22 protein-coding genes and 2 pseudogenes are annotated in these 17,689 nt (G+C 44.4%); 6 read left to right on the top strand and 18 right to left on the bottom strand.

Going from position 1 to position 17,689, the window contains the following annotated elements:
- Positions 1–100 precede the first annotated feature (100 nt).
- The 4 genes from ACTOY7_RS14340 to ACTOY7_RS14355 are packed head-to-tail and all read right to left on the bottom strand — an operon-like array spanning position 101 to position 3,876.
- Entirely contained in the window at positions 101–1,705 is a 1,605-nt protein-coding gene (locus ACTOY7_RS14340) for a hypothetical protein (RefSeq protein WP_482672220.1), read from the bottom strand.
- On the bottom strand, positions 1,686–2,411 hold the full coding sequence (locus ACTOY7_RS14345) for an ABC transporter ATP-binding protein (protein WP_482671917.1): 726 nt from the start codon (positions 2,409–2,411) through the stop codon (positions 1,686–1,688). The genes ACTOY7_RS14340 and ACTOY7_RS14345 overlap by 20 nt, the downstream gene beginning before the upstream one ends.
- Positions 2,412–2,426: 15 nt before the next feature.
- Positions 2,427–2,747, bottom strand: coding sequence for a hypothetical protein (locus tag ACTOY7_RS14350; protein ID WP_482671918.1), 321 nt, complete (start codon positions 2,745–2,747; stop codon positions 2,427–2,429).
- A gap of 13 nt (positions 2,748–2,760) precedes the next feature.
- On the bottom strand, positions 2,761–3,876 hold the full coding sequence (locus ACTOY7_RS14355; RefSeq protein WP_482671919.1) for a helix-turn-helix domain-containing protein: 1,116 nt from the start codon (positions 3,874–3,876) through the stop codon (positions 2,761–2,763).
- A 371-nt stretch (positions 3,877–4,247) separates the two neighbouring features.
- On the opposite strand from ACTOY7_RS14355, the gene ACTOY7_RS14360 reads away from it, so the two are divergent.
- The 4 genes from ACTOY7_RS14360 (at position 4,248) to ACTOY7_RS14375 (ending at position 7,914) form a co-directional block, all read left to right on the top strand.
- On the top strand, positions 4,248–4,913 hold the full coding sequence (locus tag ACTOY7_RS14360) for a TetR/AcrR family transcriptional regulator (protein WP_482671920.1): 666 nt from the start codon (positions 4,248–4,250) through the stop codon (positions 4,911–4,913).
- 28 nt (positions 4,914–4,941) lie between these two features.
- Positions 4,942–6,291 carry an MFS transporter gene (locus ACTOY7_RS14365; protein WP_160283322.1) on the top strand — a complete coding sequence of 450 codons (1,350 nt, stop codon included), beginning with the start codon at positions 4,942–4,944 and terminating at the stop codon, positions 6,289–6,291.
- An 82-nt stretch (positions 6,292–6,373) separates the two neighbouring features.
- Positions 6,374–7,360: an alpha/beta fold hydrolase gene (locus ACTOY7_RS14370; protein WP_482672221.1), complete on the top strand. Its 987-nt coding sequence runs from the start codon at positions 6,374–6,376 to the stop codon at positions 7,358–7,360.
- 332 nt (positions 7,361–7,692) lie between these two features.
- Positions 7,693–7,914 (top strand): VOC family protein, encoded by a 222-nt coding sequence (locus ACTOY7_RS14375; RefSeq protein ID WP_482672472.1) that lies wholly within the window; start codon positions 7,693–7,695, stop codon positions 7,912–7,914.
- Between the two features lie 88 nt (positions 7,915–8,002).
- On the opposite strand, the gene ACTOY7_RS14380 is transcribed toward ACTOY7_RS14375, so the two are convergent.
- Together ACTOY7_RS14380 and ACTOY7_RS14385 are read right to left on the bottom strand one after the other, a co-directional pair.
- The gene (locus ACTOY7_RS14380; RefSeq protein WP_482672223.1) at positions 8,003–8,299 is read right to left on the bottom strand and encodes a DUF3795 domain-containing protein; all 297 of its coding nucleotides are present in this window, start codon (positions 8,297–8,299) and stop codon (positions 8,003–8,005) included.
- Between the two features lie 66 nt (positions 8,300–8,365).
- Positions 8,366–8,464, bottom strand: a pseudogene (locus tag ACTOY7_RS14385) (DUF3795 domain-containing protein); the annotation flags it as partial.
- A gap of 123 nt (positions 8,465–8,587) precedes the next feature.
- Here ACTOY7_RS14385 and ACTOY7_RS14390 point away from each other — a divergent pair.
- Entirely contained in the window at positions 8,588–8,905 is a 318-nt protein-coding gene (locus ACTOY7_RS14390) for a hypothetical protein (RefSeq protein WP_482672224.1), read from the top strand.
- A gap of 20 nt (positions 8,906–8,925) precedes the next feature.
- Here ACTOY7_RS14390 and ACTOY7_RS14395 read toward each other — a convergent pair whose 3' ends face one another.
- The 12 genes and pseudogenes from ACTOY7_RS14395 to ACTOY7_RS14450 all read right to left on the bottom strand — a co-directional run bounded on the left by ACTOY7_RS14395 (position 8,926) and on the right by ACTOY7_RS14450 (position 16,864).
- Positions 8,926–9,645, bottom strand: a complete 720-nt coding sequence (locus tag ACTOY7_RS14395) for an ABC transporter permease (protein WP_482672225.1) — start codon at positions 9,643–9,645, stop codon at positions 8,926–8,928.
- Positions 9,642–9,944: a hypothetical protein gene (locus tag ACTOY7_RS14400; RefSeq protein ID WP_482672700.1), complete on the bottom strand. Its 303-nt coding sequence runs from the start codon at positions 9,942–9,944 to the stop codon at positions 9,642–9,644. The genes ACTOY7_RS14395 and ACTOY7_RS14400 overlap by 4 nt, the downstream gene beginning before the upstream one ends.
- Before the next feature lie 89 nt (positions 9,945–10,033).
- Positions 10,034–11,125, bottom strand: coding sequence for a 3-phosphoserine/phosphohydroxythreonine transaminase (gene serC, locus ACTOY7_RS14405; RefSeq protein ID WP_482672227.1), 1,092 nt, complete (start codon positions 11,123–11,125; stop codon positions 10,034–10,036).
- A gap of 29 nt (positions 11,126–11,154) precedes the next feature.
- Positions 11,155–11,295, bottom strand: a pseudogene (locus ACTOY7_RS14410) (aminotransferase DegT); the annotation flags it as partial.
- A gap of 92 nt (positions 11,296–11,387) precedes the next feature.
- The gene (locus tag ACTOY7_RS14415) at positions 11,388–11,963 is read right to left on the bottom strand and encodes a GNAT family N-acetyltransferase (protein WP_482672470.1); all 576 of its coding nucleotides are present in this window, start codon (positions 11,961–11,963) and stop codon (positions 11,388–11,390) included.
- Positions 11,936–12,622, bottom strand: a complete 687-nt coding sequence (locus ACTOY7_RS14420) for a B3/B4 domain-containing protein (RefSeq protein WP_160284884.1) — start codon at positions 12,620–12,622, stop codon at positions 11,936–11,938. The genes ACTOY7_RS14415 and ACTOY7_RS14420 overlap by 28 nt, the downstream gene beginning before the upstream one ends.
- A 17-nt stretch (positions 12,623–12,639) precedes the next feature.
- Positions 12,640–13,908, bottom strand: coding sequence for an O-acetylhomoserine aminocarboxypropyltransferase/cysteine synthase family protein (locus ACTOY7_RS14425; protein ID WP_482672471.1), 1,269 nt, complete (start codon positions 13,906–13,908; stop codon positions 12,640–12,642).
- A gap of 58 nt (positions 13,909–13,966) precedes the next feature.
- Positions 13,967–14,329, bottom strand: coding sequence for a LysE family translocator (locus tag ACTOY7_RS14430; RefSeq protein ID WP_482672701.1), 363 nt, complete (start codon positions 14,327–14,329; stop codon positions 13,967–13,969).
- Positions 14,329–14,553 carry a LysE family translocator gene (locus ACTOY7_RS14435; RefSeq protein WP_482672702.1) on the bottom strand — a complete coding sequence of 75 codons (225 nt, stop codon included), beginning with the start codon at positions 14,551–14,553 and terminating at the stop codon, positions 14,329–14,331. The genes ACTOY7_RS14430 and ACTOY7_RS14435 overlap by 1 nt, the downstream gene beginning before the upstream one ends.
- A gap of 94 nt (positions 14,554–14,647) precedes the next feature.
- Positions 14,648–15,550, bottom strand: coding sequence for a LysR family transcriptional regulator (locus tag ACTOY7_RS14440; protein ID WP_160284887.1), 903 nt, complete (start codon positions 15,548–15,550; stop codon positions 14,648–14,650).
- Between the two features lie 22 nt (positions 15,551–15,572).
- A complete protein-coding gene (locus ACTOY7_RS14445) occupies positions 15,573–15,851 on the bottom strand; it encodes a hypothetical protein (RefSeq protein ID WP_482672703.1) in 279 nt (92 codons plus the stop codon).
- Positions 15,852–16,108: 257 nt separating this feature from the next.
- Positions 16,109–16,864 (bottom strand): DUF6070 family protein, encoded by a 756-nt coding sequence (locus tag ACTOY7_RS14450; protein WP_482672705.1) that lies wholly within the window; start codon positions 16,862–16,864, stop codon positions 16,109–16,111.
- A gap of 507 nt (positions 16,865–17,371) precedes the next feature.
- Between ACTOY7_RS14450 and ACTOY7_RS14455 the strand changes: the two genes are divergently transcribed.
- A partial coding sequence (locus ACTOY7_RS14455) for a helix-turn-helix domain-containing protein (protein WP_482672704.1) occupies positions 17,372–17,689 on the top strand: 318 nt, incomplete at its 3' end.

Raw genomic sequence — 17,689 nt, forward strand, 5'->3', positions numbered from 1 at the left:
GCTCAAATCATACCACATTGTTTTTTATCAGGCTTTTCACTCTATGCCCTTTTCTGACCACAGACATCCAAAGACGAAATATATATCAATCCTGTTTTCCTCAAATTCCCCGCAGATCTATGCGGTTATTCTTTCGATATAACAACCATGCAACCCCCAAAATCAACGCACACAGAACCGCCTCATATCCCTCAAGATATCCTCCCGGAACCACACAGGCGCCCGCGCCGCCAAGAACCGCAAGGACAGCCCCGCCCATACCGCCAAGTATGGCTGAAGCGCTCTGCTTGACCACGCTTACTTCATTCTCCCAATCCATAACCGGGAAATGCAGGTTTATGGTAATCCCGTATATACAGGCAAACAAAAGGATAACCACCGGAATCACTGCCAGCCAGAAGCCTTCCTGTATCCCTGGCCTTAATGCTAAGATCAGGAAAACCTCTGACAGAAGATAAAAAGGCAGAACCAGTATCAAATTCATCAGAATCTTCGCGTCAAGGATTGTTTTCGTCGGCAGCGGCAGGCTTTTGACGAGCCACCAGTTCTTCCCTTCCATAGAAACAGAAGTCGCCGCAGTGGTCATCATACAAAAAGTACCTGTCAGCAGGAATGGCGCGATCCCCGCCAGATCAACCGGAACCGGCAGTATTTCCTTAATCCTCTCCGGCCCTGTAAAAAGAAGCGCCCCTGATATGACGCATCCCAGGATCGGCCCGATCAGCGTATTGGACACATAGATACTGGATGCAAAATACCGTCGGAATTCCTTTCTGCACAGAGACACCAGCGACGAATCCGCTTTCAGCTCTCCAACCTGATAATCATGCTTTGCCGCCGTTGTATGCAGGTTCCGACAGATGGACTGAAAACAGGCGGATACGATAGCCGCCGCTGCAGCAAATACAGCCAGAAACATTCCCGTATACATCAGGCACCGGCCGAATTCCCCCTTTACAATCGCCGTTCCAAGCCAGACGGCAGGCGGATAGCAGTCCTCCAGCACGGCCGAAACCATCCCTGACAGTTCCGCTATAATCTCCATGCTTTCCATCCCTTCCATAGCCGTAAGCCGTGAAGAACCAAACATAACCGCAAAAGCTAACAGAAGCGTCAGCGCTGACGCCGCCAGGCTTTTATGCCTCATCCTGGCGGAAATACCTGAAACCAGCGCCCCCGCAAGGATCGCCCCTGTCATTGGCAATAACGGCACGGACCAGATTCCAAGAAACGCATTCATATAAAATGTTGTCCCCGGCCTCACCGACCAGGCATATACCGCGATCCCCGGAATCAGTACCAGACCTGCCAGCAGCATATTTTCCGTATACATGCGCAGAAACCGGCTGATTACTATCACGCCTTTTGTTACAGGCAGGGCGGATATCATATCAAATCCCTGTATCCGGAACATGTGGCTTCCCGCCTTTAAGATTCCAAAAATAAAAATCAGGATACTGGAAACCGCGATCAAGCATGAAATGACCTCACCTTCCGCCCCAAGCCGAACCAAGCCATAGGAAAGACCGCCCACGTAAAAAAGCATCATCATAATCAGGAACGCCCAGAGAACGGACAGCATCACAGCCCTCTTTTTCGCACGCGTATCCTTAGAAAACCGTAAAACATTGATGCCAAAGAGATTACAGAGCTCCAGCCCTGTCATGATCTTAATCTGTTCCAAACTAATCTGTGCCGGCATCATTTACCACCTCCATAAAAATAGACTCCAGGGTTCTGCCCTGCTCCACAACCTCCTCCATACTGCCGGAGGCAACCAGACGCCCGTCTTTGACCATCGCTACCTTGTTGCAGAGCTTTTCGGCCACCTCCAGCACGTGGGTGGAGAAGAATATGGCGCCCCCGCTGTCACAAAGCTTCCTCATCATACCTTTCAGGGCAACGGCTGCTTTCGGGTCAAGCCCGACAAAAGGTTCGTCCAGAATCAGCAGCTTTGGTTCATGCAGCATCGCAGATATGATTGCAAGCTTCTGCTTCATGCCATGGGAATAAGAGGAAATCAGATCTCCAAGGGACGCCGTTATCTCGAATTCATCCCCGTATCTTTGAATCCTTTCCTTCCTGTCTTCTGCTGAAACTTTGAAAATATCGGCAATAAAGTTCAGATACTGGATACCTGTCAGATACTCATACAGATCCGGATTATCCGGAATATAAGCCGTCACCTGTTTGCAGGCAAGGGGATTCTCCCGAAGGTTCCTCCCACCGATCCGGATCTCACCGGTTTCATAATCGTGAATACCGGCAATACATTTTAACGTAGTTGTCTTTCCGGCTCCGTTGTGTCCAATAAACGCATAGATATCCCCCGGTCTCACATGAAGGCTTAGATCCGAGATCCCCTTACTGCTTCCCTTATAATGTTTCGTCAAATGATTGATAATAAGCATAACTCTCCTCCCATTCTACAACTGTTTCCAATCAAAACAACCGACAGACAGTACCATACACAGCAAAACCATCAGCCCTGCCGCCGTTATGCCGGCATAATAATCTTCCGGGCTTTTGGCCCTTTGTAAAAGCTCCATTCCTCTCAGCAGCCTTGCCGGAAGGAAGGCGTCAAGCTTCGGGAACATAGAAATAAGATAAACGCCCAGCGCCGCCCCGCCGGTTCCTAGAAGTACCTGGGAACTGCTTTTTGACACTGCGGAAAAGAAAAGCAGCAGCACAGCCTCCACAATCGCCAGCGGAATTAAAAAAGGTAACATTTCATTTCTATCAGGCATCACTTTCTCCTCCTTACTTACTCGTAAAATGCTGTAGTATCCTTTGAAAATCGGGGTTATCTTTGATTCCCTCAAAGGCCGGATGGCCGAATGCCGCCTGCAGATTCTGGAAAATGAATTCCCTGCTCCGGGGAGCCATATCTCCCAACGGAAGGGTTTCAATCCATGCGTCTAACCGGTCAAAGTATTCATCCCCATGGAGCGTCATCTTTTCTGCACATAAAAGTCTGTCAACACATTTTTGAAAAGAGCAAAGAGACTTAAGCGCCCCCTCCTCCGCTCCGTTCAAAGCATACACTACCGCTGTCTGGTAATGGAACTGCGCCGCCACATTCGGATGAAGCTGTTCCAATCGGTATTGTTCTATTACATTTCCAATCCTGTATATGGTCTCCTGGCATCTCTTGAAATCATCCTGATATAAAGCCAGGGATATCATGGCATCACTCACCAGATTCAGCAAATCCAGATATTCTCTCGCCTGGATATAACCTCTGGCTTTCTCAGGTTCCCCTGCCATCTGGTAAGCCTGAACCAACAGTCCCCCATCCTGCCCTGCAAGGCGTGTAGGATCTGACACCGGCTCCAGCATAGCAATCGTTTCTTTTGCTTTCCCCAGTTGGAGGCTTAAGCCCGCTTTCAAAACCATGGCATCACTGCACACGCCTACGTCGCTGCAGTTCTCTAAGATATGGTCGCACCACGAGACCGCCTCCTCCAAAAGCCTCTCCTGTTCCTCTTTTGGCTCTGCCAGCATGTAATGGTTCCAGTACAATACGATAAGCTGGAGAAGGAAAGGATGGCAGGAATAGTACCGTCGGGCCAGGTTACGGGTTTTTTCTATCGTTTCGCGGAAGGGCCGTTTTTCAAAATCTCCTACGAGTTCCGCATAGAAACGGCGGATCTGTTCTCTGGAGAGCTGGGCTTTATACCCGATTAACTCGTCTATCGTCATATCAAAAAAAGCGGAAAGCTGGAGCAGAAGCATCAGATCCGGCGTACTCTGGGCATTCTCCCACTTGGATATGGACGCCTTGGTCACTCCCAGGAAATCCGCCAGTTCCTCCTGCGTGATCTTCCGCTCATGCCTGAGCCGGATAATATTGTCCGATAATTTTAGTCTGTCCATGTTATTGTTCTCCTTATCATCTCTTGTATTACATCTTTTCTTCATTGTACCAAATAAAGGATTTCCTATCAATCGAGCAGCATTCCACTTTTTCGCCAAAAAGTCAACCGTAGAGAAACTTCTGTAAGCGATGAATCTCAGGATGGATCCATAAATATAGGAACATAAGATATACGATTCCATGAATTGCGTCCTGTTGAAGAAGGGGCCTCTGGATAGTAAAATCTAAGAAGGAAATAATAAACGCTGCACGAACAACCTGAAAGCTTCCCCTATTCTAAATGCGCGCCATAAATGACGTAAATATTGACATCATTCCCAAAAAGTGATAGTATTACTATCACAAAATAAAAAGACAGGAGATGTTCCTTATGGGCGAGTCCAAGATTCGGAAACAGCAGATGGAACAGCGTACACAGCAGATACTCCATACTGCCCTGAAGCTATTCTGCCAAAAAGGGATTGAAGATACATCCGTGGAGGAGATTGCCAAAACAGCCGGTGTCGGCCCTGCCACAATCTACCGTTATTTTGAAACCAAAGCAGAGCTTGCGATCTCGGCAGGAATTGCCTACTGGCAGATGATCGCCGGAAAGTATCTGGATTCCCTGTCCCAGGAAGCATATCAGAAGCTGAACGGCATCCGGCAGATAAAATGTATTTTCCAGATCTTTACAAAGATTTTTCAGGAAGAATTCTTGTTTCTAAAATTTCTCCAGGAATTCGATATCTTTGTCCAAAGATATCATATTTCAAAGGAACGGCTGGAAGAATATGAAGAATACATCCTGAATCTGAAACCTTATATGACAAATGCTCTGGAAAAAGGCCTTAAGGACAAAAGCCTGTCCTTTTCATATACCATAGATGAAGTATACTTTTCCGTAACACACACACTTCTGAGTCTGATGCAGAAACTGGCCTGCAATGGGCACATCCTTTCATCAGACGAACGAGTCGACCTGGCCTTACAGGTAGAGATTGCAGGCGATCTCCTCCTTAACGGGCTTAGCAGCAAAGAATCAAAAAGGTCATAGCAGAAAAGAAACAGCAAGGAGGATGCATGTGAAATCACTATCTACAGGTAAAATATGGCTATTCGCGGCCGGGCAGTTCGGATGGTCCTTATTGTCAGGTCTGATTTCTAACTGGCTCGTATACTTTTATCAGCCGGATGAAGCCTCTGTCGCACAGGGGCAGACACTGTTTATCCCTCAAGGACTGGTTATTCTCGGAATCTTTACGGTCATCGGCGGCATTACCGCCTTCGGACGGCTTTTTGACGCGTTCACAGATCCCTTGATCGCATCCCTGTCGGACCGCTGTAACTCTGAAAATGGCCGGCGTATCCCGTTTTTAAAATGGGCCGCCCTGCCCCTTTCTCTGTCTACCGTGCTTATATTCTGGTCTCCGGTCAATCAGAACAGCTGGATCAATGCCGTTTTCCTGTTCGTGATGGTAATGGTATACTATCTTTCAATCACGGCTTACTGCACGCCCTATAATGCCCTGATTCCGGAATTAGGGCACAACCAGCGGGAACGCTTGAATATTTCCACAGTCATTTCCTTTACTTTTATTGCCGGAACCGCAGTTGCCTATCTGGCGCCGGTAATTTGGGGAGCCTTAATTCCGATATTGGGACGTGTAGGCGCAATCCGCGCGACGTTCACAGTTATGGCTGTCGTCGCATTTTTCTGTATGCAGGTTCCGGTATGGTCGATCCGTGAAAAAGAATATGTGGATACTGTCCCCTCTCAGGATACCGCGTTTTCCTCCCTCGCTTCCACATTCCGGAATCGGGAATTCCTGAAATTCGTCGGGTCGGACATCCTGTACTGGATTGCCATTACCATGTTCCAGACAGGTCTTCCGTTCTTCGTCACCAGCCTGCTGAAACTTCCGGAAACGATGACTACATTTTATTTTGTCGGTATGACCGCTCTGTCACTGGTATTTTATATTCCGATCAATAAGCTGGCGCCGAAACTTGGCAAGAAAAAGCTGATATTAACAGCTTTCGTGATTTTTTCGTTCTCTTATCTCTATACCGGCTTTCTTGGAAAGATCTCTGTAATCTCTGCAAATGTACAGGGTCTGATCCTTATGGTTACGGCTTCTTTACCTATGGCGGTCTTTGGGATCCTTCCTCAGGCAGTGGTTGCCGATATTGCCCAGAGTGACGCGAAGCGCACTGGGAGCAACCGTGAGGGGATGTTCTATGCCGCAAGGACTTTTGCATTTAAGCTGGGCCAGAGCCTCTCCATGCTCCTGTTTACAGCGGTTTCCACAGTTGGGGATTCCTTGGGAACGGGTTACCGCATTGCAGCGTTTTCGGCGGCATGTTTCTGCTTTTTAGGCGGGATTATCTTCCTGTTTTATGACGAACACAAAATCAGCCGGGATTTACGGTAGGAGCTTGCTATACATGGTCATGACTGCTGTAACCTGTATGGGCCGCCATGACCCGCCATGGAAATGAAAGGAGAACCCTTACATGGACAGAAGAACCATTCACAATCTAATCATACCCGCAGAAGGATATGCGGAAATAATGGAGTCGGCCGTTCTGCCTTATCTTGCAGAGAGGAAAACGGAAAGATACTGTGAGCGGGAACAAGGGAAAAAGATCTTCTATCTGCGCTGCCTTGCAGACCAGCCTCAGGGCATTGTCATCCTGTCCCACGGCTATACGGAAACAGCCGACAAGCATCTGGAAAATATCTATTATTTTCTTCGCGGGGGATACCATGTCTTCATGCCGGAACATTGCGGACACGGCCGCAGCTACAGGCTGTGCAGGGATACCGGGGACCTCTCTCTGGTACATATTGATGATTATCAAAGATATGTAGATGACCTGCTGTTTGTAAGCCGCCTTGCGGCACAGGAATTCCCGGAGCTTCCCATACGCCTGTACGGCCATTCTATGGGCGGCGGGATTGCGGCCTGCGCAGCGGCACAAGAGCCCCGGATCTATTCCAGGCTGATCCTCTCTTCCCCAATGATACGCCCAAACAGCGCCCCCATTCCCTGGCCGCTGGCATATCTCGCCGCAAAGACTTTCTGCATAGCAGGCAGGGAAGAACACTATCTGCCGGGAAACCATCCCTATGATGGAAAGGAGCAATATGCCGACAGCGCGTCCGCTTCCGAATGCCGGTTCCTATATTATCAGGATAAACGCAGCAAAGAGCCCTTATTCCAGATGAACGCAGCCTCCTATGGATGGCTTTGGCAGACGCATCGGTTAAACCATACTCTCCAAAAGAAAGCATGGCGCCAGATTTCCTGTCCTACCCGTATTTTCCAGGCAGAATACGAAACATATGTTTCCAAAAGGGAACAGGAACGATTTGTGAAGAAATTATGCAGGAGGAAAAATATAGACGCAAAGCTTATCCGGGTAAAAGGGAGTAAACACGAAATCTTCAATTCCGATAATAAAATATTAGAATCCTATTGGCAAAAGATCTTATCATAGAACAAAGCAAACAAGCCGTCCCGTTTTTGCAGAATGAGGGGCGGTTTTTACATGGCATTTCTAATTTCTCTTTGATAAAATAGCTGTAAATAGAATCTGTCAGCAAAATCATATTGGAGGAATACGAATATGGCAATTATTACACCGAATTTCAATTTTGATGGGAAATGTGAAGAAGCAGTATACCTTTACCAAAAGCATTCGACGCAGAAATCAACTGTCTGCTTCGGTACAGCGATGCAAAATGGGAAGATTTTCATAGAGAACTGTCAGAAGAACAGAAAGAATATATCTATCATGCGGAACTCCTTATCGGAAATCAACGGATCATGATGGCGGATAATCTGGATATCCCTTTTAAACCAAGCACTGCCCTTTCACTGACTATCACACTGGAAACAAAAGAGGATGTTATGCGAGTCTTTGAAATTATGCAGGACGGAAGCGAGATCATTTATCCGGTACACAGCACTACATACAGTTCCTGCAGTGTCAGTTTTATAGATAAATTCGGCTTTCGATGGGTCATTATGACAGAACAGACAGAGCACTGATTTTGCTTCTATACGCTTATTTGTTTCCGTTTTATACATCATTCTTATAGATTTTTTAATTTATTGTCCGATTGCAAAGAAAAAGCAATTATCTCTTTTTCTTACGGAGCTTTAAGTCGATATTTTTCGTTGCCGCTGTATCCTGTAGTAGTCCAGCAACAAAAGCACTTTTTTCTTTGAGCGTCAGTGTTTCCATATCAGATTGACGCTCAATTTCACTGAGTACTGTTTGCAGCTCTTGCAGTTCCAAACGGTTGACGGCTGCACAAAAGAGCGTCTTTTTTCGGCCGTCATTAAAACCGGACAGAAGAATGTCCAGTATTTTAGCCTTTTCCGTCTGCTCCACATTATAAGCTTCTATCCCGAATCGCCTTGCCTTTTCCATATCGGCTCTTCGGCTCCGGTGTGTTATGAAAGAATCAAACTCATCAATATAATCGTATTTTTCACAAGGGTATTCACTGCATTGGAAACAATATTGAACACCGTCATGCTCCATACTGCACTTTGCGATTTTACATGACTGATTTCCTTCACCACCGCCGTAGCCAGGGCAGTATTTATTCTTTTCTCGGTTAAATCCTTCCTATTCTTTCACCAATCTCAACTCCCACAATATAAGAATTTCATATCATATAGGATCTCCTTTTCCATCCAGGAAGGAGTTAATACTATGAGTTTTGAAGCATTTACTAACGAAGATGTACAGAGAATCGTAAACCATACTTTGGAATCTATGTCGAAAGAGCATATTGATGAACAAGTGAAAAATTGGGGGAGCATAGAAAAATACAAAGAGCATTTATCATCAGGTTTTACAAACGAACAGGCTGTTGCGGACTTGCTGAAACAACTGATAGCCAGTTTGGCGCAGGCTGTTCTGCATATGTTGCTCATGCCATTCAGCATTATTACGGGGCATAACAAATTAGCTATTACAGGCGGCGTGATAAGGAGGTTTTTCCTGCCGCCTGTTCTATTTGGCGAATAAGATGTCCGATTGCCTATTCTTTAACTATTTAGATTTTTGTTCTTTAAAAGTACGCCGCAAACGATTACTGCCGCACAAAATACAAGGATCAAATACCATATATTTTCAAGTTGAAATCCATGATCCAACATCAGTCGGTATCCCCAGGAAGCAGGGAAAAGGCGTCCTATGGTTTTAAGAAAATCCGGCAGCATATGAGCGGGAAACATAATCCCGGAAAGCATGATAGAGGGTAAAAACACAAGCTGTGCTATCATCGTCAGTTTCGCCTGATTTTTTACAATCAGCCCTAATATGATTCCAATACTCAGCGATACAATAATATATATGGCAAGAGCAAGAAAAAACTCTGGAAAATGTACCGGTAAAGCTGCTTCAAACAGTATCGGGGCAAGCAGCAGTATAATGATACAGGCCATCATCAAATGGACAAAGGCTGAAAGAAACATTGTGATAAGTCCTAAGTATAAAGGCACCCCATTTGCTTGATAAACCTTTTTGATATTACTTCCATAAGTTTCAACCAGCGACGACGGCAATCCGATAAACGCCCCCATTGATACGCCCATCACAATCATGGATTGTATCAAGGCGCTTCTCATTTCAGGTATAACAGAGGTAAAGATACCTCCCAAGAGAAGAAAGAAAATAAGCGGAACGATATAGCAGGTAACTAACAAAGATTTGCTTCTTATATCCAATTTCCACTGCAACGCCACACCATATAAAAAACCACTCATTCTTCTGTCCTCCTTGCCATTTCAATAAAATGCTGTTCCAGCGTGCCTCTGTCAACTTTAATATCTAATACTCCGATTCCCTTGTGCTTTAACTCTCCGAGCTGCGAAAGCAAGGTATCTTCTATATTGTCCGTTTCAAACGTATTATTTCCCTGCTGTGTTTTGATATGGACAATATATTTTTTTCCGACTTTCTCGGTCAGTTCCAAAGCTGTACCGCAAAACACAATATTTCCATCATTCAGAATCGCAATACGGTCGCTTAAAGCTTCTACCTCTGCCATATCATGGCTTGCCAAAACAATGGTTTTCCCTTGTGACTTAAGTTTTCGGATCTGATCATGCAGTGACAGCCTGCCTTCCACTGACTTTTGCTTTTAAACGACCATCAATAGCCCGACAATTTCTTCTCCTCAAAATCCCCCATAAAGTCCACCAAATATTTTACCCCTTCAATCGGCATCGCATTATACAGACTCGCCCGCATACCACCAATCGCACGGTGTCCTCCGATGCTGACAATCCCATTTTGTCCTGCCGCCTTGATAAATTCTGCATTCATTTCATTTGACTTTGCACGAAATGTCACATTCATCAGAGAACGGCTGCCCCTCCTTGCCAACCCCTCAAATAACTTACTCTTATCAAGATAATCATATAGAACGTAAGCCTTTTTCTCATTGATTTCTTCCATTTTTTCCAGGCCGCCTAATGCCTGAATCCATTTGATTACCTTTCCTACAATGTAGATATTATAGGTTGGCGGCGTATTATACAGTGAACGCTTATCTGCATGGGTCTTATAGCGAAGCATGGTCGGAGTCCATGGCAGGACATTTTCCGTGATCAGGTCTTTGCGGATAATTGCAATCACCAGCCCCGCAGGCCCCAGATTTTTCTGAATACCTCCAAATACCATCCCATAGTCCGACACATTCATCGGTTCAGACAAAAAACAAGAGGACACATCATTGACCAGTACCTTCCCTTTACTATCAGGACACGTTTTAAACTTTGTGCCATAAATGGTATTATTCTCGCACATATAAACATAGTCAGAATCAGGCAGAATATCCAAATCCCCGCAATCCGGAATATAAGAAAAGTTATCCCCTTCCGAAGAAGCCGCCACATTGATCTTTCCATACAATTTAGCTTCCTCATAAGCCTTTTTTGCCCAGTACCCCGTCAGAATGTAATCTGCTTTTTTATTTCTCATAAAATTCATCGGTATCATAGCAAACTGCAGGGAAGTTCCGCCCTGCAGGAACAATACCTCATAATCGTCCGGAATATTCATCAATGCCCGCAGGTCATATTCCGTTTCATCTATAATGGACTGGAACAGAGAAGAACGGTGGCTAATTTCCATAACAGACATACCGCTTCCCTTATAATCCATCATTTCATCAGCTGCTTCCTGCAAAACCGGCTCCGGCAAAACCGCCGGGCCAGCAGAAAAATTATAAATATCCCGCATTGAAATTACCTCCTGTAAACATTTTACTTTTATACTCCAAATTGTCGCCGCACAATCTGTATGATGCGCTGCATATCTTCCTCTGTATTTTTGATATCGCTCGGCAGACAAAGTCCCCGGTTAAAAATATCCTCACTTACGCTCAACCCTTTTTCAACCTGGATAAAATCATATTTTTCTCCATAACACTTTTCTAAGATAACTATAATCCCCTATATAACTTCTGATAATAATTTTAATATCTCTATTTCTTAGGCAGCGTTTAAAGCAATAATTCAAAAACAAGAAACTTCCTGGGAACACCTACATCAGCATAGGTGATCTCAACAGTGTCTATATAATGAAACCCAAAAGACATATACATTTTCTGGGGAACATCATTTCCTTCGATACAATCCAGGCGGATCGCCCTTTGCCTCTGCGCTTTTGCTCTCTGGATTGCATGCTCTACCAGTTTTTTTGAGTAACCTCTCCCTGCATATTCCGGAAGGACACGCAGGGCATGAAGTATCATTATTTCATTTCTGTCCGCTTTTATCTGCCATTGTACTGTATCATATATCTGATCGCATTCATGATCCATTATATAAGCCGCCATGATCCGGCCATCTTCCTCACCGATAAACTGGTCATGCTGTTGGATCGCATCCTCCACCATTTTCCTGGAAGGAAATCCACCTTTGTTTCCATTCGGCAAAAAACTTTTCCTTCCTAAAAATTCACACATCTTTTTGTAAAACTTCATCAGTTCATCCAAATCTCTCAATTCTGCTTCTCTAATTTTCATACTTTTGTTTAAGTCATCTTTCCTTAAATTGAAGATAATATATCCGGACAAAAAACCTTCCCGTCCCCTCCACAATATTTCATTGTGGTATCTATAATCTCCCGCATAACTTCTAATAGAAACTCTTCCTCTGTCGCCTCATTCCCTTCAATGATATATAGAATATCCCTCACATTTTCATCCACCTTTGTTTTATTGTCCTGCCGGATCTCCAGCCGACATAAAACCTCATTGGAATCATCACAATAACAGTATTCATGCGGGTTCATCGGAACCGGCTGTTTCTGTCCCAGCGGAATATACTTTTCCGTACCGTCAGAAAACCGAACCGTCAGATTTCCGTCAACCTTATCCAGATTATGCGCCGCCACACAAAGCCCGCTCTCCATAGAAATCACATTATAAATATCCACTACCTGATTGATAAACGGCATATCCCCATGCTTCAACAGCATTTTTATCAGATTTTCACTGGATGGGATATTTTTTCTTCGCTTAACGCCGGATTTGTCATGCAGGATATGATATCCTTCAAAAACTTCATCCCCATGAATATCCAATCCATCAAAGCGCTTCTGTAAATTTTCCAGCCTTACCTTACGTTCTGCCTCCCATTCAGGATTCCTCCCGGTATTATCCACACCTTCAACAGACCCAAAAACCACTTTTACGCCAATGTCGGCAACCGCCTTTTCTATCTGATATTTCATAGTCGCATTCACTTCCCTCATATCTCCAGACCGGAAAACGCCCTTTCCAAATCCTCAATAATATCCTCTACATGTTCCAGACCAACAGACAGCCGCACCATCCCGCCGTCAATCCCTGCCGCCTCCAGCTGTTCCTCGGTAAGCTGCCGGTGCGTCTCACTGGCCGGATGCAGTACACAAGTACGGATATCCGCAACATGAACCTCATTGGACGCAAGCTGCAGGGTATTCATAAACCTCATTGCATTCTCTTTCCCACCCTTGATCACAAAAGAAATAACACCGCTGCACCCTTTCAGATACTTCTTTGCCAGACTGTAATCCTCATCGCTTTCCAGTCCCGGATAATTCACATGTTCCACATATCCTGACTTTTCAAGATACCTGGCAACAGCCAGCGCATTTTCACAATACTGCTTCATCCGCACTGCCAGTGTCTCCAGCCCAAGGTTCAGAAGGAATGCGGAATGTGCCGCCGGATAAACACCAAAATCCCTCATAAGCTGCATCCTCGCCTTAACGATATACGCTCTCTTTCCATAGGTATCCTTATAAGAAATGCCATGATAAGATTCATCCGGCTCCGTCAGCCCCGGAAATTTCTCACACGTCCAGTCAAACTTTCCGCTGTCCACAATCGCCCCGCCAATCTGCACTGCATGACCGTCCATATATTTTGACGTGGAATGGACAATAATGTCCGCCCCATATTCAAAAGGCTTACACAGCACCGGAGTAGCAAACGTATTGTCCACAATCAGCGGAACTGTATGGCGGTGTGCAATATTTGCAAAACGCTCAATATCTAAAACCGTCAGCGCAGGATTTGCAAGTGTTTCCCCAAATACCGCCTTTGTGTTTGGCTTAAATGCCTGATCGATCTCCTCATCCGATGCGTTCTTGTCAATATAGATGCACTCAATCCCCAGCCTTTTCAGCGTATAAGAAAACAGGTTCACGGAACCGCCGTATATTTCAGTCAGGCTAATAAAGCTGTCGCCCGCATCACAGATATTAAGCAGCGACAGCAGCACAGCCGCCTGACCAGATGTGGTACACATAGCCCCAACTCCACCCTCCAGTTCCGCAATCTTGTCCTCAACCGCCATCACCGTAGGATTTCCAAACCGGGAATAGATCAGCGACTTCATCGGGTCATCAAAAACCGCCGCCACATCCTCCGTGGAATCATAAACATAAGTCGTACTCTGCACAATCGGCACCACCCTTGGCTCCGTATTCTTGGGTGTATAACCGGCGTGCAGGCATTTTGTTTCATCTCTCATAAAAATCTCCTCCATATCTATCTAAATTTCTGAAAGGCATCTCCATATCCACAAGCCTTTATTTCAATATGCTGTATACACATTCCAATAAAGTGACAGCAAGAATGATGTTGATCAGGCGGTAATGCCGCAGGTAAACCTTCTGGATTGCCAGCCCTGTACCGATCCACGCAGATGTAGCAACCGTTCCGATCGTCGCTATCACAAATTCAAAGAAAACCAATACCGGCAGAGCCGTACTGTAGTTCGTCACATATCCGGTCAATGCCGTGATCCCAAAAAGATAGATCTTCACATTCACAAACTGCAGCATAAACCCTTTTAAAAAAGAGGCCGATCTCTCTCCGCCATCTCCATCCGGCCGGCTGACAGCTATATGGACTGCCAGCCAGAGGATATAAGCAGCTCCCACATACTTCATTACCCCCCCAGCACCTCCGGCAACAGCGTACTCACCCCATAGACAAATACCGCACAGATCATCTGCACCACATAATACCCGGAGAATATACCGAAAAAGAGGGGAGCCCCTTTCTTCCATCCATAATTCGTCACGGTATTTAAAGCCAGGATATTACCCGGCCCCGGCGTGAACGCATTGATCACAGAATAAACAAAAAAATTACCTATCACATAGCCTGGCATGATAACGCCTCCTTCCACTTACGATTGTACAGCGGAATGCCATATGATAGGTAATACTGATTACTTATGCTAAAACATAGGCTGAACCTATGTTTCAATCTTTTTGATACTGTTTCAGTGCTTCTACATAGATCTCACCCAGCCGGGATAATTCCCTATCTTTATTCAGGATATATCCGATCCGCATGGTCTCATCCCCCTCCAAAGGAATAGAAATGATGGAATCCCCATGGAGATATCTGGGGAAAATACCGCTTGAAATGGTATAGCCATCCAGTCCGATCATAAAATTCACGATAGCGGCACGGTCGCTGATTCGGATGCTCTTTTCCGCGATCTCATTACTGAATAATTCCTCTGCAAAATTAGAAGATTCATAAGCCCCCTGCACAAAGTTCAGCCTTGGATATGGTTTCAGATCTTCCAGGCTGACCTTCTCCCGATCCGCCAGCGGATGGCCTTTCCGCAGAAACACATGCGGAGTCGCCGTAAACAGTTCATGAAAATTCAGATTGTACTCTTCAAAAACTTTCATCAATACATTTTCATTTGCCTTACTAAGATAGAGTACCCCAAGGTCACTAAAGCGGTTCCTGACATCCATAATGATCTGATAGGTCTGTGTCTCATTCAAAATAAACTCATATCTTTCCTGGCCGAACTGCTGCACCAGTTCCACAAAAGCATTGGCAGCAAATGTATAATGCTGTGTGGAGATACAAAACCTCTGCTTTTCCGGCTGATTATCTATGTACCGGGATTCCAGAAGCTCCATCTGCTGCACTACCTGACGTGCATATCCCAAAAACTCCATACCTTCCGTAGTCAATGCAACGCCCGCCCGGCAGCGGTTAAAAATGGTGATTCCGGCTTCATTCTCCACCTCTTTGATCGCCCCGGAAAGACTTGGCTGTGAAATGAACAATTCTTTTGCCGCCTCTGTGATAGAACCTTTTTCCGCTACTGTTATCATATATTTTAATTGCTGTAATGTCATATCCATTCCTCCAATCATGCTCTTAATTATATAAAGGAAACAGAACAAATACAAGTCCGCCGATCCGGCTGACCACCTCCCGTCTTTGTTCTTTCGTCCTCTGCTCTAATTGATAAAAAGTTGTATCCAATACTTTGATATCCTTATATAAATCTGCACATTCTTCTGCGGCTAATTTTGCAGTCTGTTGAAGCTGTTCCTGTTCATCGCTTTTCAGAACACTTACCACCTCTTCTATTTCTTCCTCGTAAGAGATCTCATTCATCTTTTCCTGGCTTTCTTCTTCCTGCTCTCTTTGCATCTCCTCTGAAAATTTCTTCTCATTTAAAAATTCCTTTTCACAACTGAAGTAAAGCAACAGGATAAGAGGAATACTTACAGCTGCAAAAAGAATGTTTTTTACAATGACACCCTTTCGGCACCTTCTTTTTCTCTGTGTACTATTTTCCATAATATTTCTCACCTTTTCTTGTTGTATGACTTATAGTATTACATTTGTAAGATTTCAAGTCAAGCAAAATTTATATACACGATAAACTTGCAGCCCTTCTCTCCTTCTCACCGATTTCCCACAACTGGAATATCCATCTCCTGCTTTTGAATGGTATTGGATAAATAACGAAAAGCCCCATTCCCTAACGGTCTGACCACAATCTGATTTGTAAAGGCATAATCTGAATTATAATCCGGCCATACGCCATCCACAAACAATGTAAGCGTTCCATCCCCATTTTCTATATAGTCCACTACTTCGGGAAACGGCGGCAATGGCTGCGAAATACTCATTTCATATTTATATGTATCCGTATCAGCATCATATTTGCATTGTTCCCTTAATTGCTCTGCTGTTACCGGGAAATACGTCATCATAATGGATTCATAAAGTTCTGACGAAATTCCCTCACCGTCCGGAACAAATATCTCCCCTGTATGGATTCGATAAATATCCTCAAACATGCATGGTCTTATAATTTCTTCCACATTTCTGCTGTCCCAGTCAGTAATCAACACATTATAACTTACATAGCTAAGGCCTGATACATATTTTCGGGTAAATTCTCTGCATGTTTCCGGCAGCGGTTTGACCCTGTAATACTCCTTCAAATTGCCATGTGCAACGATTACTGCATTTGTATAAATCAAATATCCCTTTTCTGTCAATCGGATCTCTGCAATATCATTAGTTCTGGCTGATTCTATAACCGGTATCCCGTTTTTCTTCCATCCAATCCCAATATAGTAGGTTTGCAGTATCCCCTGCCGACAGACAAACGTTCTGGAAGAAAATGTTCCATCCGTAAAGGGCTCGTATATTGTGACCTATGCATCCAATAACCGTCAGGGATAGCGCCAGTAGAAAGCATATACCATATTTCTTTATAGTCCATTTCATTTCCTCCATCGCTCTCCTTTCCTACAATATGCTTTTCATTTCCTATCTGTCTGGTAGAACATATGAAGTTTTATGCCTGACTATAACAAACCGCCCTTATTTTGCAAAATGAAGGGCGGTTTTTGTAAATTTTAAATCTTAAAGGGATATCTGGCCATCATTCTCAAGAATCCGCATGCCGAGTGTAGTAAACGCCTTTTTAACGGAACCAATCTGATAAAGAGTTTTTTGCCGGCAGAAATCATACGGCTTCATTTCCGCCCGAAACCGTACTGGAAACAGCCGGCACAAGCATTATTGTGCATCTATCAGAAAATAATATGTAGCGGTTTTTCTTTGTTTCATCGGAAACTCTATATTGTATCTCAGTATATCATATGTTATAATCAAATCATTCAAATGTTATATCGCAATTCAAGGAGGCCACTATGAAAAGCTCCGAAATCATAAAGGAAATTCGCTCCTATCTAAATTTAAACCAAAGTGAATTAGCTGATGTGTTAGGTGTAAGTTTTGCAACCGTCAACCGTTGGGAAAAAGGACGTTGTGAGCCATCAAAGATCGCAGTAAATGCAATTAAAAATTTGTGTGCTGATAACAATATTGATTTTTCTCAATTTGAAGGAAACCGTATTATTAGAACTAACGAAATTATAACTCTTTATCATGGATCAAAATCAGGAATTTGTGGTTCCATTGCCCCTATAAGCCGGAAATACTGCGATTTTGGAAAAGGGTTTTATATG

This window comes from Schaedlerella sp. (assembly GCF_056796775.1).

Excerpts from the sequence above, each read along its gene's own strand:
- serC (WP_482672227.1), bottom strand. The coding sequence starts at position 11,125 with ATGCGGGATATTTATAATTTTTCTGCTGGCCCGGCGGTTTTGCCGGAG.
- ACTOY7_RS14375 (WP_482672472.1), top strand. The coding sequence starts at position 7,693 with ATGGCGGATAATCTGGATATCCCTTTTAAACCAAGCACTGCCCTTTCA.
- ACTOY7_RS14340 (WP_482672220.1), bottom strand. The coding sequence starts at position 1,705 with ATGATGCCGGCACAGATTAGTTTGGAACAGATTAAGATCATGACAGGG.
- ACTOY7_RS14390 (WP_482672224.1), top strand. The coding sequence starts at position 8,588 with ATGAGTTTTGAAGCATTTACTAACGAAGATGTACAGAGAATCGTAAAC.
- ACTOY7_RS14370 (WP_482672221.1), top strand. The coding sequence starts at position 6,374 with ATGGACAGAAGAACCATTCACAATCTAATCATACCCGCAGAAGGATAT.
- ACTOY7_RS14350 (WP_482671918.1), bottom strand. The coding sequence starts at position 2,747 with ATGCCTGATAGAAATGAAATGTTACCTTTTTTAATTCCGCTGGCGATT.
- ACTOY7_RS14355 (WP_482671919.1), bottom strand. The coding sequence starts at position 3,876 with ATGGACAGACTAAAATTATCGGACAATATTATCCGGCTCAGGCATGAG.
- ACTOY7_RS14345 (WP_482671917.1), bottom strand. The coding sequence starts at position 2,411 with ATGCTTATTATCAATCATTTGACGAAACATTATAAGGGAAGCAGTAAG.
- ACTOY7_RS14420 (WP_160284884.1), bottom strand. The coding sequence starts at position 12,622 with ATGAAATATCAGATAGAAAAGGCGGTTGCCGACATTGGCGTAAAAGTG.
- ACTOY7_RS14430 (WP_482672701.1), bottom strand. The coding sequence starts at position 14,329 with ATGAAGTATGTGGGAGCTGCTTATATCCTCTGGCTGGCAGTCCATATA.
- ACTOY7_RS14425 (WP_482672471.1), bottom strand. The coding sequence starts at position 13,908 with ATGAGAGATGAAACAAAATGCCTGCACGCCGGTTATACACCCAAGAAT.
- ACTOY7_RS14440 (WP_160284887.1), bottom strand. The coding sequence starts at position 15,550 with ATGACATTACAGCAATTAAAATATATGATAACAGTAGCGGAAAAAGGT.
- ACTOY7_RS14380 (WP_482672223.1), bottom strand. The coding sequence starts at position 8,299 with ATGGAAAAGGCAAGGCGATTCGGGATAGAAGCTTATAATGTGGAGCAG.
- ACTOY7_RS14445 (WP_482672703.1), bottom strand. The coding sequence starts at position 15,851 with ATGCAAAGAGAGCAGGAAGAAGAAAGCCAGGAAAAGATGAATGAGATC.
- ACTOY7_RS14435 (WP_482672702.1), bottom strand. The coding sequence starts at position 14,553 with ATGCCAGGCTATGTGATAGGTAATTTTTTTGTTTATTCTGTGATCAAT.
- ACTOY7_RS14395 (WP_482672225.1), bottom strand. The coding sequence starts at position 9,645 with ATGAGTGGTTTTTTATATGGTGTGGCGTTGCAGTGGAAATTGGATATA.
- ACTOY7_RS14360 (WP_482671920.1), top strand. The coding sequence starts at position 4,248 with ATGGGCGAGTCCAAGATTCGGAAACAGCAGATGGAACAGCGTACACAG.